This is a genomic window from Caballeronia sordidicola, from assembly GCF_001544455.2.
In the GTDB taxonomy this organism is placed as follows: domain Bacteria; phylum Pseudomonadota; class Gammaproteobacteria; order Burkholderiales; family Burkholderiaceae; genus Caballeronia; species Caballeronia sordidicola.
Genome location: NZ_FCOC02000005.1, coordinates 73,153 through 87,629, shown reverse-complemented (window position 1 = coordinate 87,629; position 14,477 = coordinate 73,153). Strand labels below are relative to the sequence as shown.

General features: G+C 57.8%; 13 protein-coding genes and 1 pseudogene. 11 read left to right on the top strand and 3 right to left on the bottom strand.

Annotation, left to right across the window (positions count from 1 at the left end; all coding sequences use genetic code 11):
- Nucleotides 1-18: 18 nt before the first annotated feature.
- Both AWB64_RS31560 and AWB64_RS32535 read right to left on the bottom strand, forming a co-directional pair.
- Complete coding sequence (locus tag AWB64_RS31560) at nucleotides 19-570, bottom strand: hypothetical protein (protein WP_157766616.1); 552 nt, start codon at nucleotides 568-570, stop codon at nucleotides 19-21.
- Nucleotides 571-582: 12 nt separating this feature from the next.
- Nucleotides 583-2,787, bottom strand: coding sequence for a multicopper oxidase family protein (locus AWB64_RS32535; protein WP_060818911.1), 2,205 nt, complete (start codon nucleotides 2,785-2,787; stop codon nucleotides 583-585).
- Between the two features lie 360 nt (nucleotides 2,788-3,147).
- Here AWB64_RS32535 and AWB64_RS11300 point away from each other — a divergent pair, with 360 nt between their 5' ends.
- From AWB64_RS11300 to AWB64_RS32715, 4 genes and pseudogenes are all read left to right on the top strand, one after another.
- Entirely contained in the window at nucleotides 3,148-4,344 is a 1,197-nt protein-coding gene (locus tag AWB64_RS11300) for a hypothetical protein (RefSeq protein WP_060818909.1), read from the top strand.
- A 410-nt stretch (nucleotides 4,345-4,754) separates the two neighbouring features.
- A complete protein-coding gene (locus tag AWB64_RS32530) occupies nucleotides 4,755-4,877 on the top strand; it encodes a hypothetical protein (RefSeq protein WP_279616254.1) in 123 nt (40 codons plus the stop codon).
- Nucleotides 4,878-5,055: 178 nt separating this feature from the next.
- Nucleotides 5,056-6,015 (top strand): chemotaxis protein CheX, encoded by a 960-nt coding sequence (locus AWB64_RS11295; protein ID WP_060819228.1) that lies wholly within the window; start codon nucleotides 5,056-5,058, stop codon nucleotides 6,013-6,015.
- A gap of 21 nt (nucleotides 6,016-6,036) precedes the next feature.
- Nucleotides 6,037-6,120 (top strand): annotated as a pseudogene (locus AWB64_RS32715) (response regulator); the annotation flags it as partial.
- Nucleotides 6,121-6,374: 254 nt separating this feature from the next.
- Here AWB64_RS32715 and AWB64_RS11290 read toward each other — a convergent pair.
- A complete protein-coding gene (locus AWB64_RS11290; protein WP_060818907.1) occupies nucleotides 6,375-7,637 on the bottom strand; it encodes an Hsp70 family protein in 1,263 nt (420 codons plus the stop codon).
- Nucleotides 7,638-7,884: 247 nt separating this feature from the next.
- Here AWB64_RS11290 and AWB64_RS11285 point away from each other — a divergent pair, with 247 nt between their 5' ends.
- The 7 genes from AWB64_RS11285 to AWB64_RS11255 all read left to right on the top strand — a co-directional run bounded on the left by AWB64_RS11285 (nucleotide 7,885) and on the right by AWB64_RS11255 (nucleotide 14,470).
- Nucleotides 7,885-8,628 (top strand): GntR family transcriptional regulator, encoded by a 744-nt coding sequence (locus AWB64_RS11285; protein ID WP_060818905.1) that lies wholly within the window; start codon nucleotides 7,885-7,887, stop codon nucleotides 8,626-8,628.
- Nucleotides 8,629-8,885: 257 nt separating this feature from the next.
- Nucleotides 8,886-9,455 carry a chromate transporter gene (locus tag AWB64_RS11280; RefSeq protein WP_060818902.1) on the top strand — a complete coding sequence of 190 codons (570 nt, stop codon included), beginning with the start codon at nucleotides 8,886-8,888 and terminating at the stop codon, nucleotides 9,453-9,455.
- Entirely contained in the window at nucleotides 9,448-9,984 is a 537-nt protein-coding gene (locus AWB64_RS11275) for a chromate transporter (RefSeq protein WP_060818900.1), read from the top strand. The genes AWB64_RS11280 and AWB64_RS11275 overlap by 8 nt, the downstream gene beginning before the upstream one ends.
- A gap of 8 nt (nucleotides 9,985-9,992) precedes the next feature.
- Nucleotides 9,993-10,640 (top strand): glutathione S-transferase family protein, encoded by a 648-nt coding sequence (locus AWB64_RS11270; protein ID WP_063493194.1) that lies wholly within the window; start codon nucleotides 9,993-9,995, stop codon nucleotides 10,638-10,640.
- A gap of 673 nt (nucleotides 10,641-11,313) precedes the next feature.
- Entirely contained in the window at nucleotides 11,314-12,453 is a 1,140-nt protein-coding gene (locus AWB64_RS11265; protein WP_060818898.1) for a porin, read from the top strand.
- Between the two features lie 42 nt (nucleotides 12,454-12,495).
- Entirely contained in the window at nucleotides 12,496-13,296 is an 801-nt protein-coding gene (locus AWB64_RS11260) for an FCD domain-containing protein (protein ID WP_244164035.1), read from the top strand.
- A 370-nt stretch (nucleotides 13,297-13,666) separates the two neighbouring features.
- On the top strand, nucleotides 13,667-14,470 hold the full coding sequence (locus AWB64_RS11255; protein WP_244164034.1) for a substrate-binding domain-containing protein: 804 nt from the start codon (nucleotides 13,667-13,669) through the stop codon (nucleotides 14,468-14,470).
- The last annotated feature ends 7 nt before the right edge of the window (nucleotides 14,471-14,477 follow it).

The following is a 14,477-nucleotide window of genomic DNA, read 5'->3' as shown; positions in this document are numbered from 1 at the left end:
CTCGCGCTTACGATCAATTCAGGAAAGCTTCTCATGCAACCGTACAAGCCACCAACGCCACATTGATACCTGAATTGGAGGCCGGTGAGTCGTATCAGCCACACAGGTGGCGATCTCAGCGTATTTTCCAGACACCATCCCGAACCTCGTCTTTGGAACTTCATCACCATTAAATTGGCATAACCAACTATTTGTGTCTTGAACTGCACAGAACGAAAGCTCATGCTGAATACCTCTTTCGCCCATTGTCCGGTATGACACGGAATGTTGATCAACCGAAACCGCGTACGTGAAAGGCAAATACGTTTTTTCCATGCCACGGCAGACATCGTTGACCATTTCTCCATCGCAAGACAACATGTAGACCGTAACTTTATTCTCGAGCGAAGTGGAAATGGATGCCGAGACGGGAAAAAAGCAAAGTGCCGCCGCGACCACGAAGTAACCCGTTAGTCTTTTCGTGTTCGCGGCACCAGCATGAGGATGTCTGAAAATAATACGTGCGGCCTCCAAAGGACCATGAAGGTTGGACGTGTGCGGCTTCAGGCGCGCCAATAGAACGAAGTGCATGTCAATCCACCTTCAATTCGTCACGCGATACGGCCGCATCATTTCATTGTCTTCGTGTGTGAGGACGTGACAGTGCCAGACGTAGTATCCCTGTGTTGGATCGAATTCGTACAGGTTGCTCCCGGCGTCCGATTGGTTGGCGGTTACAGGAACGCTCGACGGCGTCCATCGAACGAGAATTCTGAGGACCTGTCCAGCGTGCGCATCGGCTGTGTCCTTCCATCCCGATTCTCCAGGCGTTGGCGCTATGACGCCGCCTTCCAGGTAGCCGCTGAACGGAAGATTGCCGCCAAGCGCACCGTCTTTATTGGGCGTTGCGTAGTCGAGAGGAGGGCCGTAGTCGGCGCAGTACGTGCCGGCCGTGCATCCCGCTGGCAGAGGCGCCGGGCTGCTGCCTGCCGCGCCGAATGCCTTGTTCCAGTCGGCCAGATATCGAGCTGCATTGATGGCCTGACGGTTGAGAACCTGGAACTGCGTCAGATGGAGATGAACCGGATGGCTGGCCCCGGCCATCGTCGACAGATAAACGATTTCCCACATTTCCGTTGACCCCACGCGTGGCAGTTCGCTGATGCCATCACTTGGAAAATCATGGGCGATGCCCGGCGACTCCAGGCCGTTCCACGTGGTGTTATTGACATACTCCTTGATATCCGTTGGAACGGGGCCGCCAGATGTCTCGACGTGATCGTAAAGGACCATCTGCCTGACCCTGTCGACTTTCACTCCGGGGAGCACATTGCCATTTCCATTGGTCAGGCGAGCCAACGGGTTTTTCCTGGCGCAGAGCCCAGAAGCCGCGTCAGGGTTTGCGGGATCGCAACTGGTATCAGGCGTCGATGCCGACGCCGCCACCCTGAATTGCATGATATCGGGCAGCTGAACGTCCTGGCCGCGCTGCGAATTTGTCAGTTCGATCGTCTGACCGGCAAAGTTGGAAAAATCGACAATGATGTCAGCCCGCTCACCAGGCGACACAGACAGACCCTCGGAAGGACCACTCGAAGAAGCCGCGAGGGGAACGGGTTTGTCGAAGTAATTGTCGTCTGCCCCGACCAGGTAAACAGGTGCGTCGCCGAAGACGAATGTATATCCGCGATTCAAGCTGCCGTTCAGGATATGCAGGCGGTAGCGTCGCGGCTCGACGTTCAGGTAAGGGAAAGCCGCGCCATTCACGACCGCGACATCGCCCTCGAAAATTGGACTCCAGAATGGATGATTGAGGGAAGCCTGCTGAGTGGGCAAGTAGAGCTGACCGTTCGTGTCGAACATGCGATCCTGCACCGCCATTTCGATTTCGTTGCGACCGCTCGGATATCCTTGCGGCTCCGTGTTGGGGTCTTCGAGAAAATAAAATCCCGCGAGCCCCGCGTAGACGTTCAGGCGCGTGACTCCCAAGGCGTGGTCATGGAACCACAACGTGCCTGGTTCCTGCGAATTTGGATATTCATAGACCGCCGTGCCAGGAGCGGGGTTGCCGATCGTGTGAAAATCCGCGCCTTTCAGTCCATTTGGTGTGAACCATGATTCTGGATCGCCGTCGTACGCGGCAGGAATTTCAGCACCATGCAAGTGGACGGTAGCGGGAACTGGACCGATGTAATTCTGCTTACATGACGATGCGGTGCTCGCGTTCTGCATTTGCATCGCGCAGCCGCTTTTCAACGGGTCAGCCCAGTGCACGGTCTGGTCGAATGGCAATTCTCCTTGCACCAGTCCAGGACCGCCAGGGTGAGCCGGATCGAAGCTCGGCAGTTTGTTGACGTATGTGGCGTGGGTAGCGATGCCGCGCTGGGCCACGATGGTGACTGCCGGCCAGTGCGCCGGACCAAGTACGGCGCCTGTGCTGGAATCTGTGGTCTGGTATGTCCATACGCGGGTCTGACCGAACGTAACCCCTGAGCCGCATTGAACGTATGAGCCCGGTGGCAATACCTGCTGATTGGTTTCCGTCATGGTGACGGTAAGGTTGGGGTGAGCAGCCGCATCCACGCGCGGTATCGCGCCTGCCGGCCCGAACACGGGCAGACTGATCGCGAACTTCGCAAAACAGTTCCCGTCCAGTTTCGTCTGTGCAACGACCAGTGGACTATTATCAGTACCGCTATTGCAGCCGTGCGCGAAAAGGCTCGACGACAAGGCAGCAACAGTCAAGGCGATCATGCCCGGGCGAGACCGTGTTGCCGGTTTGCGATGTTTCGCCGCATCTTTGGACATGGTGTCTCTCCTTCATGCGCCGTTTTTTTTTGTTAGGGATAACTAACCGCTGGAGTGCGCTCTTCGGTCTGCTTTATCAAATCGTTCGCCATCTTGAACTGCGGAAGCCATGCTCTGGCAGCGAAACCCGATCGCTTCGCGACAGGTAGCAAATGCATGTGCGTGCGCAGCCTCAGGTTCGGTTCATCGCCGTCGCGCATCACTCCCGCTGCGTTCGCGCGCCTGTTGCTTTGACGCGGTAATTCGAGGCGCCGCCTCAGCTGAGTGGGAGTCGAATGAAGTGTGTAATATTGAGCGTACTTTGACATCACCAGAAGTGGTGATGGTCATGCTGAATGGCCTCCGCACACGGAGACTCCCATGCAACAGAACGAACTCCTGGAAGCTGTCGATCTCATCTACGCTGCTGCACTCGACGAAGGTGCGAGCTGGCATGATCTGGGTGACAAACTGATGACGCTGATGGAGGCGCAACGTGCGACGCTGTGGTTGGCTGATGAAGCCGGTGCGCCAGGCAACCTTCTGATGCGTCGCGATTCCTATGACGAAGAATACGCGTCCAGGTACGTTCTTCTTGATCCCTATCGCGCGTCGGCGCGGGAGGTAAGCGTCGAGGAAACAGTGCGCCGGCGGGGGGACGTTCGGCTGGGTCACGAGATTATTCCGGACGCCAGCTATGTGAAAAGCGAGTTTTACGACGATTTCGGCCGCAAGAGTTCGCGACGTTATATGATCGGCGGACTGATCGGCATGTCGAAGGTTATTCCGCTTGGATTGCACCGGGATGCCGCTTCACGGCCATTTGGAGAGGGGGACAAGCGCACTCTCTCGCAGTTGCTTCCGCATCTGCAGCGCGGACTTCAGATGCGCGCCCGGCTGGCGCCCACAACATCCAGTCTTGGCGCCGGCGCGCTTGATGCATTGCCAATTGGCGTCATCGTTGTCGACAGGGAAATGCGGATTCTTTATAACAACGCGGAAGCGGCAGCGTTGCTGAGCGATTCGCAGTCTGTGTTGTCTTCGGTACAGCCTCGGCCCGGACCGGTCACAGGCGCAAGCAGACTGTTCGCGCGCCATCCACACGACAACGCGCAGCTTTGCCGTCTGGTAGCCGCCGCCGCGAGAGGCGGCGCCGGTGGCGGCATGCAAATCCACGCACGTCCAGGCGCGTTGCCGGGCGATTGCGCCACGCTGTCGGCGCTGGTGTGTCCCGCCCTGCGACACCTGTCTTCCTCAACGCAGCTCAATACGGGCACGAGCATCATCCACGGCGCAGCGACCGTGCTCACGCGGCATCTGCTCAGGCCATCGTCGCCGCCTGTCAGGCTGCTCACCGATCTGTTCGGACTTACGCGCTCTGAAGCCGAGGTCGCGGTCGCCTTGGCGGGAGGCGTAACGGCTGAAGACGTTGCGCGTACACGACGCGTATCGCTCGACACGGTACGCAGCCAGATTCGCACCATTTTGAGAAAAACCGGGGCGACTGGACTGCGCGATTTCGAGCGGATCATCGCATTGAGTTCCACGATGCACACAACGGGCTCGCTTTACGCGTGATGCTCCGATAAGGACAGCTTTCGAGCGCGGAGTTGATTTGTATGCAAAAAGAGCCAAGTGAACTGCTTTGATGAGCGCGGCCACGACAAGGGGAAACTATACGACAGCGCGATTTGACGTTGCGTTTTCCGGATGTCGCGTGTCTATTTTCACCCAGTGCGGGCTGAATTTAATAATATGCGGTGCGTAAGATTGTGCGGACGATCATTGCATAGCCTATGTATAACGGCCGTCGCGCGTGAAACTTGAGGGATTTATTTGGTTAAATGATGGACTGTCTTTTTCCGACGTTTTTTTTTATAAACATTCGCGCTTATCTGTTCGCGTCACTGTTTGGTAATAATCCAACGACATTATCCGGGCTGTTAGCGCGTTAGCGCTGATCAAACCGTCTTCCCTATCGGCTATTGGTGAGTACGCGGTCCTTGCTCGACGCCGCCAATCAGGAACTGCTCCAGTTCTTCCTGGACCTTGGCATGTCGACGCCCTATGCGTTGGGCGCGGGAGTTGCATGCATTAGCTCGATGAACTGAAGCTTGGTTATCTTGCTGCCTTTGCTATCGAGATCAATAGTTGCGCATGCTTCGCGGCCACGCCCGGTGTATGCGTACAAGCGGCGATCGATTTTGTTGCGAACGAAACGGCTATTGCCGAAACCAACGGAAAGCTGGAGTTGTATTGAATACTACTAACCAATCTTTAGACGTAAACCTGAACAGCAATACACCCGTAAGCAAGGTGCTAGTACTGGATGACTCCCCAGTCCACACGCGCACACTAAAGACATTTTGCGACGAACACAGTCTGGTGGCGCTCAACGTGCGGGCGCACCGCCTGTTCTCGGTTCTTCGTTCCAATATCGACCTGGGTGCGATCCTGCTGTCGGAAACGTATGGCGGATCAATGGACGAGTGCGCGCAGATAGCGCTCAGGATCAACGCAATCCGCCCCGAGCTGCCGATCATCCTTCGACGCGAATCTACGTCCTCGACCGGCGATTTGCCTGATGGTTTCCGGCGAGTCATTTGCACGGCGTACACGGCCGCCGACATGGCGCCGCTCAAGTCGGCTATCGACAGCTACATCTTCAGCCTGGAATATCCGAACGCGCTGGTCCGGGGCATCCTTGAGATGACCGAATCCATGCTGAATGGCCTGTTTGCAGGCGTCAGCATTTCATGGGACACACCTTGCATCGTGCGGGACCAGATCATCTTTGGCGAAGTGTTCAGCCTGATTCCGCTAGAAAGCGCGTGGTGTCGCGGCTACATGATGATGCAGGCAGAAGAGGCACCCATCCTTACGTTGCTCGATCAGCAGCATCTGTGCGACGGACCTGCGAATTTTCGCGATCTCAACAGTCTGCTGGGGGAGATGACCAATCTCGTCTGGGGCTCGTTCAAAAACCGGTATCTCGGCAACGCGGATGCGCTGTCGCGAAGCCAGGTGCAGGTGCCGCTGCTGATCAACCACCAGCATAAGTACATTTCGTTTGGCACGATCAACCCTCAGTTGTGCTTTGTTTATCGTGTAACCGATCAGGTGAGCGGTCATATCGTAACGCTTCATCAGCGCTTTATCTTTAGCTTGAGCTGGTCGCCCGAAGACTTCAGCGAAGTCAAGCTGGAGACGGGCGATGTCGTAGCCGCGGGTGAGCTCGATTTGTTTTGAACCTAAACCTACAGATCCTGTATATCGAAAATTCTTGTTGTCGCTACTCTCTTGAGGAAGAATGGACTGGACGTTGAAACCGCTGTTGACGGCAAGGACGGCCTTTTTCGAAGCTGACGTCCAATACGCGACGCATTAGACGCAGGCGGTAAGAAAAACAGCACGATTCAGTGCGTAAGGATGGTACGAGCTTCTGGAACAGCGTGACGGTGGCGCCTGTTAGCAGCTCCGGGTCGGACGTCAAGACGAATCCGGGCGCTAACCGATGCCAAGTTGGTGGTTGAAAGAGTGCAAAGTCGATTTCGTGGATGGCCAGCCAAAGGGAATCATGCAGACCCCGGCGCGAGAACCGGATTCGCTCATGACGTCACGCCATCGAGCATACGTTTCGCATAAATTCCCAGTCCCGCTGCAACGCTCGACATGCGGTCGCCGTACACTGGCTGCGCCTTTTCAAAGCCACTCTTAATCGCCGCAGTCAAAAAATTGAGACCACTCGATCCACCCGTGAAATACACCGCGTCTACGTCACCGGGCGCAACACCCGCAAGTCGCGCGGTTTCGCGTGCGGCGTGTGCGATTCGGTTCGTCTCGTCGCGCGCGGCGTCGATCAGCGCGGCGGCGGTCCATTCGACGCGCAATCCCTTTTCGGCCGACTCGAGATCAATCGATGCCGTGGCGCTTGCGGCCAGCGCGATTTTCGTCTGCTCGGCGCGTGCGGCGAGCGCGTGGCCGAGTCGCCGGTGAACGACGCGCATCAGCCGTTGATGATGCGCTGTATCGCGGAACAGGTGGCGCATCAAATGCAATTCCTTGGTGCGCTTAGGCGTGTAGACCGTGTTGATCAGATGCCACGTCGCCAGATCGAAGTAGATGCGATTGGGCAGCTCACGCCCTTCCATATCTAGCGTTCTGTAGCCGAACTCCGGCAGGATCGCGGACAGTTCGACGCGCCGGTCGAAGTCCGTGCCCGCTACATGTACGCCATGATGCGCCAGCACGTCCGTCTTGCGATCCACATGCGTGCGCCGCTGCGGACCCACTCGCACAAGCGAGAAATCAGACGTGCCGCCGCCGAGGTCCGCCACCATCACCAGTTGCTCGGTATCGAGCCGCGATTCGTAATCGAGCGCGGCGGCAATCGGCTCATACTGAAACAGCACTTCATCAAAACCCGCTGCGCGTGCCGCGTGCGCCAGTTGATGCTCGGCGCGGGCGTCGGCCACCGGGTCGTCATCGACAAAGAAAACCGGACGGCCCATTACGGCACGCTCGATCGGCGCGTGCGTGAAATGCTCGGCGCGGCGCTTGAGATGGCGGATGAACGTGGTCACCACATCGAGATAGCGGATGGCCGAACCGTCGCCGCGGTCGGTCGTACCCTCGGCGAGCGACGACCCCAGAATGCTCTTGATGGAGCGCATGAGCCGGCCGTCAAAACCCTCCGTGTAAGCGGCGAGGGCGGCGCGGCCAAACGCGCATGAGTGGTCGTCCACGTTAAAGAAAACTGCCGTCGGCAAGGTCTGAAACGCGCCTTCCACCGGCGCGAGTGTTAGTTCGTCACTGTTCGGGACGGCAACGGCGGAATTGGAGGTGCCAAAGTCGATTGCGCAGTAGGTCATTTGTCGTTCGTGTGGCTGTAAAACGCCTCAGTAATGTCAAATGATAACATTTACCATCAAATGATTGTCCCAGCGGATCAAGCTGTCACGTGACAGATCGACGGGCCGCGACGCGTTTCGTCCATTGAATGCATGAAATGTCAGCGTCCAAAACGGCTGAAAGCCTTATGGGATGGACGTTTGCCGAAAAATAAGAACGTATGGTCAAGTGTTGACATTTTGCAACGCGTATCATAGACTGACTTTCATGGATACCGATTACAACCCAACTACCGTCTCATTAGCCGATTTCCGCGCTCACACGCTCACTGGCGTGGTTCAGCATGAAATCGAGCGAATGATTCTGAGTGGCGAACTCAAACCGGGACAGCGGCTGAACGAGAAAGCGGTCGCCGACAAACTGTCGGTGAGTCGCGGTCCCGTTCGCGAAGCGTGCCGTGCGCTCGCTGAACTCGGCCTTGTTTATCTGATTCCGCAGCGAGGCGTATTCATTCAGCGTGTCACTCGCGATGACGCAATCGAAGTCTACGAGCTGCGCGCCGGCCTGACCGCGCTCTCGGCCTCACTGCTTGCGCCTATGCTCACGAAGGAAATTGCGGAGCAGTTGGACAAGTACGTCGACGACATGCAGGATGCGGCGGAGAAGGGTGACTTTTCGCGCTTCGATCCGCTGAATCTGGAGTTTCACGATTACATCGTGCGCTCGACGGGCAATTCTCGGCTGATCAAGTTGTATAGCGGCTTCGTGAAAGAATTTCACCTGTTCCGTGTGCATGGGCTCGTGCAACGCGGCGCGTTGTTGCAGTCAAATGAAGAGCATCGTGAGATAGTCAATGCGCTAAAGGCGCAGAACGCAAACCTGAGCTATGAAACAAGCTTCAGTCACGTGTCCAAGGGCAAGGAGCGCATGCTGCATGCGCTCGACGACATGACGAAATCCGGCGCGATGTCAAATGGAGAAGCCACTGAGGTCAGTGACAAAATCTCCTGACGTATGACGTGAAATACAGCTCAGCACTTACATGAACATGCAGGTGATTCGCCGGTCGGGACTGGCGAATTCATCCGCGCTCGATCTATCGTCAAGTGTGTGGCCTTGATTGTTTGCACTCCGAATAAATGAGACTGATGAACTAGCGCACAAAAACGTATCGACTCACCACGGGCCGGAACACCGGCTTGCGGACGTGCGTCATTGACCTGCGCCACTGGGCATCCGCCACCGCGCGCTGACGAGGACTTCAGACCATGAACACCGTAGCCGCGCAAAATCCGCGCGAGGTGACATTGCTGCAGATTCTGCTGCTGTTCTCGCGGGTAGGTCTGACGAGCTTCGGCGGTGGACTATCGGCGTGGATATATCGCGAAGTAGTCACGCAACGCGGCTGGCTGAAAGAGGACGAATTCCTCGGCGCACTCACGCTCGGCCAGATTCTGCCTGGCTCCAACGTGATCAACCTGTCGATCTATGTTGGCTACCGGATGCGCGGCGCACTGGGCAGCGCGGTCGCCGTCTGCTCGCTGCTCGTGCCGCCCATGATCGTGATCGTGCTGCTTGCCACGGTCTTTCACGAGTTCGCACAACTCGCATGGCTGCATCGTTTTCTTGAGGGTGTGGCGGCTGCCGCCATCGGCATGACGGCATCGGTTGGCTTTCGCACGGCGCGCTCGCTGCTCGCCGTCCAACGCTGGCCGCTTGCACTGATCGCCGGGGTCTTTCTCGCGATCGGCGTGATGCGTTGGCCGCTGGTGCCGGTTGCGCTCGTGGCGGATGCGGCTGGCCTGTTCATCGCCTCCAGGAGCCAACCGGGTGCGTGACAACATTTACCTGCAACTCATCGCGGTGTTCGCGCCGCTCTCGTTGCTCTCGCTCGGCGGTGGCCAGAGTATTGTGGCCGACATCAACCAGCAGGCCGTGGCCATCCACCATTGGGTCACGCAGTCCGAATTCATCGACCTGTTCGCGATGTCGCGCGCGGCGCCCGGCCCAGGCGCGTTGCTTACGACGCTGATCGGATGGAAAACAGCGGGTTTCATGGGGGCGGTGGTTGCGTCGCTCGCGCTCTTCATGCCATCCTCGCTACTCGCATACGGCGCGACACTTGCGTGGACGCGGCATCATCATCACCCGTGGCATCGAACGGCGGAACGCGGACTTGCGCCAGTCGCGGTCGGCCTGATTCTCGCCAGCGCGGTTTCGGTCATGCGGGCTTCGTCATCCACGTGGATGATCTGGGGACTCGCCGCCGCCGCACTCGTTATTTTTCTGGCGCGGCCCAAACTGAGTCCGCTTGTCGTGCTTCTTGCAGCGGGTCTGGTGAACGCAGCGCTTGGTCCTATTTTCTGACTACACACATGATCAAACTTTACGGCAGACGCAGCTCGATCAATGTTCAAAAAGTGCTCTGGTGTCTTGGCGAACTCGGACTGGAAGAGGGAAGAGACTTTGAACGGATCGACGCCGGCTTGCACTTCGGCGTGACCACTACGCCCGAATTCCTGGCGATGAATCCCAACGGCCTCGTGCCGACGCTCGTGGACGGCGACTCCGTGCTGTGGGAGTCCAATACGATCGTCCGCTATCTGGCGGCGTCGCGGGGCAATGAGCATCTGTTGCCAATGGAGCCGGCAATGCGCGCGGGCATCGAGAAGTGGATGGACTGGCAACTCGGCACGTTATGGGCAACATTGCGCGTTGCGTTTCTCGGATTGACGCGTACGCCTGAAAACGAGCGCAACTATGAATCAATCCGCCATTCACACCGGCAAGCGGCACGTCTGCTCGGTATCGTCGATACCACCCTGCAAAAGCAGCCGTACCTTGCGCTGGATCGTTTTACGGTTGCCGATATTGGCGTCGCGCTTGCCGCGCAGCGCTGGTTCATGCTGGCCGAAAAATTCCCCGAGCGGGTCGATGCGGCCGTAACCCTACCCACCGTGCAAAAGTGGCTTGCAACCGTGACGCAACGTTCCGGTTACGTCGCAGCGAAAATCGGCGAATAGGTCTTTTAGCCGCTTTTTGATTCGCCCTTTGCTGGGCACTGCTGCATCGCGCTCCGTCCCGCATGCGCTGCGAAGGACGGAGCGTGTCTGCCTCACACTGACGCCCGCTGTATTGGCGACCGTATGCGCGGGCGCTCTTTTTCTATCCTCCCTCGTTTTTCGTGATCGTGAACGCGTCTTAGGTCACATTGAACGCGCGACTCAACTCGCTCCCGGGCAATTTGCGCGCGGTGTGCCGCAAGCCTTTGGCAATCCCCGAGTAAGCCAACCCATCCTCCGCAGCACGGCCGCAGCGACCTTTCGCTTCGCGCTCTGCAGGGCTGCCGTGCCCAGCCTTTAACTCCGCAACCACCGTTTTAAGCCTCCTGTCCGCACGGAAATCTCGCGCCCGGGGAGGTAAAACCCTGATATGTAAAATGTTGACAGTTATCACAACAAGATCGAAACTCCATCCCGACGAACAAGATTACTTACGGAAAGGCGCTCACTCCCGCGTTGGACCGTCTCGAAATCTTACGTAGGTCGCCTGGCGATCTTGAGGGCATCAATGCTTTGAACGAAGCACGAAGTCGCGGTAGCTGAAAAATAAAGCCTTGCAAAAAGGTATGCCTCGGCATCTTTCAATGAAGTCATCAATTAGGATCCCAAAGTGAAACCAGCTCGATATCGGCAAATGGTTTGCGCGTCTGTTCTTGCGGCAATCGGCGGCGCTGCGCATGCTCAAAGCAGCGTGACGTTGTACGGAGTGCTTGATGAAGGTCTTAGCTGGGTGAACAACGCTGCCAATGCCAGCGGTGGAAGTTCACGCCTGCTCAAGCTCGACGACGGCATCGATGACGGCAACCGCTTTGGCTTCAAGGGTGCGGAAGATCTTGGCGCTGGCTACAAGGCCATCTTCACGTTGGAGAGTGGCTTCGGTCTGGGCGACGGTACGATCAGCCAGGGTGGCGCCCTGTTCGGCCGCCAGGCGTTCGTGGGGATCAGCAAGACCGATGTGGGTTCATTCACCATGGGCCGTCAATATCCGTTCTCGCATGATTACCTGAACCGGTATTCGACAGGCGGTTTGGGCCCGGGCAATGCGTACACGTATCACATCGATACGCTCGACTTGTTGACGTCGGTGCGCCTGGACAACTCCGTCAAGTTCGACAGCGTGCGCATGTACGGCCTCAAGGTCGGTGCCATGTATGCGTTCTCGAACCAGGCGGGCGAGTTCGGCGGCGAAGCCGGGCCGGGCAACAAGAATGGCTCGTCCCGAACCTACAGCTTCGGCGCCGACTACCGTTCGGGTGCGTTCAGCATGGCCTTTGCCTACACCGACGTCAGTTATCCGTTGCAGGAAACGCCAGCACAGAAGCTGACGCTCGCGAATCTCGATCCATTGGGCGAGCGTGACCTGCGCACACTTGGAGTCGGCGCGAAGTACGACTTCGGCAAGATGCTTGCCTACGCGTTGTGGACCAATACACGCCTCGAGAATCTCGATCACAGCGCGGCCACGCTGAACATATATGAAGGCGGGGTGGTCTATCAGGTCACCACGCCGCTTTCTGCCGCGCTCGGGTACACGCGTACCAATCTGAGAGGCTCGGCCTCCGGCACGTGGAACCAGATCAACAGCAGCCTTGACTATTCCATCAGCAAGCGGACCAGCGTTTATCTATTGGCGATTTATCAGAAGGCGTCGGGATCCAACGAGGGTGTACCCGTGCAGGCGATGATCGGCAAGTCCACGAGCTACTTCGGAAACTCGGGCAGCGACGCCCAGAACCAGCTGGCGTTTCGGATCGGACTGCGCCACACCTTCTGATCAGACGATAAAGCGGGGCTGCGGATGCTAACCGCAGCCCAGATGGCAAGCTTTGAAGATCAAAGTGTTGACAGTTTGCAGATCACATTTTACTATTCATTCATGGATATCGACTACAGCACCTCTACCGTCACAGTCGCCAAGCTTCGCGCGTACACGCTCACCGGCGTGGTCCAGCAGGCGATCGAGCGAATGATCCTGTGCGGGGAGCTGGTGCCCGGTCAGCGTCTGAATGAAAAGGCCGTGGCCGACAAGCTGTCAGTGAGCAGGGGGCCTGTGCGCGAAGCGTGCCGCGCACTCGCGGAGTTGGGACTTGTCTATCTGATCCCCAATCGTGGCGTGTTCATCAAGAGCCTGACCAAGAGCGACGCGGTTGAGGTCTATGACTTGCGCGCCGGGCTGATCGGGTTGTCGGCGTCGCTGCTGGCTCCTATGTTGTCGACGCAAACCGCCGCAACACTAGATGGTCTGGTCGAAGAAATGGAAGGCGCCGCCGAGAAGGGCGATTTCTCGCGCTTCGATCCGGTCAATCTCGAATTTCACGACTTCATCGTCCGTTCGACGGATAACACGCGGCTCATCAAGCTTTATCGCGGCCTCGTGAAGGAGTTTCACTTGTTCCGCACGCATGGCCTGGTTCAGCGCGGCGCATTGCTGCAGTCCAATCGGGAGCACCGCGAGATCGTCGCCGCGCTCAAGGCAAGAGATGCCGAGTTGAGCTACCGGACCAGTTTTCATCACGTTGGCAAGGGTAAGGAGCGGATGCTGATCGCGCTCGATGGCCTCGCGCGGACGGCTCCAGCGCCGAGTCCGGATCTGAACCTGAACGGCCGGGTGGCATAGACACAATGTTGCAGGGGATGGCGCCGCAGCGGCCGCCTCCCAAGGAGACCAGAGGATGACAAGGGCGGCCCGATTGCGATCAGTCCAACCGTTATTTTGTTATGCGAAATGTTTTTGAATCCATACGCCCAGACGCTTTTCCGCTCTTGGGCGCCACCAGAAAGGGCTGCCAGAGGGGTTTGCCACCACTATGCTTGAACTTTCGTTAGCATGCCAAATCACTGATCGAACCCGCGCGCTGGTCGATGGCCGGGTAACAATCGGAGGCTGCAAGATCAATTTCGTTCATGGTCCAGCAGAAGAACTGTTTCAGAGAGCATTTCGCCACGAGGAGTTCGATATTTCCGAACTGTCGCTCGGCACGCACTTATTGACCACGGCGCGCGGTCAAAGCCGCTACATCGGCATTCCGGCTTTTGTGTCACGCTCGTTTCGCCACTCCGCCATTTACGTGCGCTCTGACCGTGGGATCGATTCGGCCGAGGCGCTGCGCGGCCGCAGGATCGGCGTGCCCGATTTTCAGCAGACTGCGGGTGTATGGGTGCGGGGATTTCTCGACGACGAACACGGCGTGCGCACACGCGACGTGCATTGGGTGACCGGCGGCCTCGAGCAGGCGGGACGCGAAGTGCGCATGCCGCTTAACCTGCCTGCGGACATCAAGATTGAGCCGATCGATTCGGGGACCACGCTGTCGAAGCTGCTCGATGCAGGCGATATCGATGCGATCATCGCGCCGAAACCGCCTTCGTGCTTCGGCCGTAACGAACACGTGCAGCGGCTCTTTCCCGATTTCCGGCAGGCAGAAGAAGCCTATTTTCAGAAAACCCGCCTGTTCCCGCCGATGCACACCATCGGCATCCGGCGCTCGCTGGTCGAGCAGCACCCGTGGTTGCCGGTGAACGTCTATGCCGCGTTCGTGGCGGCGCGCGACATCGCCATGAACGAGCTTACGATTACCGACACCCTGCGCGTCACCCATCCGTGGATAAATGCCGAGATCAACAAGGTCAAGGCGTTGATGGGGGACGATTACTGGCGTTACGGCGTAGAGGCGAATCGTCACGACCTGGGCTCATTGCAGCGCTACGCGAAAACCGACGGCCTGATTCAGGCCGACGTGCCGATGGACCAGCTCTTCGCCGCAAGTACGTTCGATAGCTTCAACTTCTGAAAGCAGC

Excerpts from the sequence above, each read along its gene's own strand:
- AWB64_RS31560 (WP_157766616.1), bottom strand. The coding sequence starts at position 570 with ATGCACTTCGTTCTATTGGCGCGCCTGAAGCCGCACACGTCCAACCTT.
- AWB64_RS32535 (WP_060818911.1), bottom strand. The coding sequence starts at position 2,787 with ATGTCCAAAGATGCGGCGAAACATCGCAAACCGGCAACACGGTCTCGC.
- AWB64_RS11300 (WP_060818909.1), top strand. The coding sequence starts at position 3,148 with ATGCAACAGAACGAACTCCTGGAAGCTGTCGATCTCATCTACGCTGCT.
- AWB64_RS11290 (WP_060818907.1), bottom strand. The coding sequence starts at position 7,637 with ATGACCTACTGCGCAATCGACTTTGGCACCTCCAATTCCGCCGTTGCC.
- AWB64_RS11285 (WP_060818905.1), top strand. The coding sequence starts at position 7,885 with ATGGATACCGATTACAACCCAACTACCGTCTCATTAGCCGATTTCCGC.
- AWB64_RS11280 (WP_060818902.1), top strand. The coding sequence starts at position 8,886 with ATGAACACCGTAGCCGCGCAAAATCCGCGCGAGGTGACATTGCTGCAG.
- AWB64_RS11270 (WP_063493194.1), top strand. The coding sequence starts at position 9,993 with ATGATCAAACTTTACGGCAGACGCAGCTCGATCAATGTTCAAAAAGTG.
- AWB64_RS11265 (WP_060818898.1), top strand. The coding sequence starts at position 11,314 with ATGGTTTGCGCGTCTGTTCTTGCGGCAATCGGCGGCGCTGCGCATGCT.
- AWB64_RS11260 (WP_244164035.1), top strand. The coding sequence starts at position 12,496 with ATGGCAAGCTTTGAAGATCAAAGTGTTGACAGTTTGCAGATCACATTT.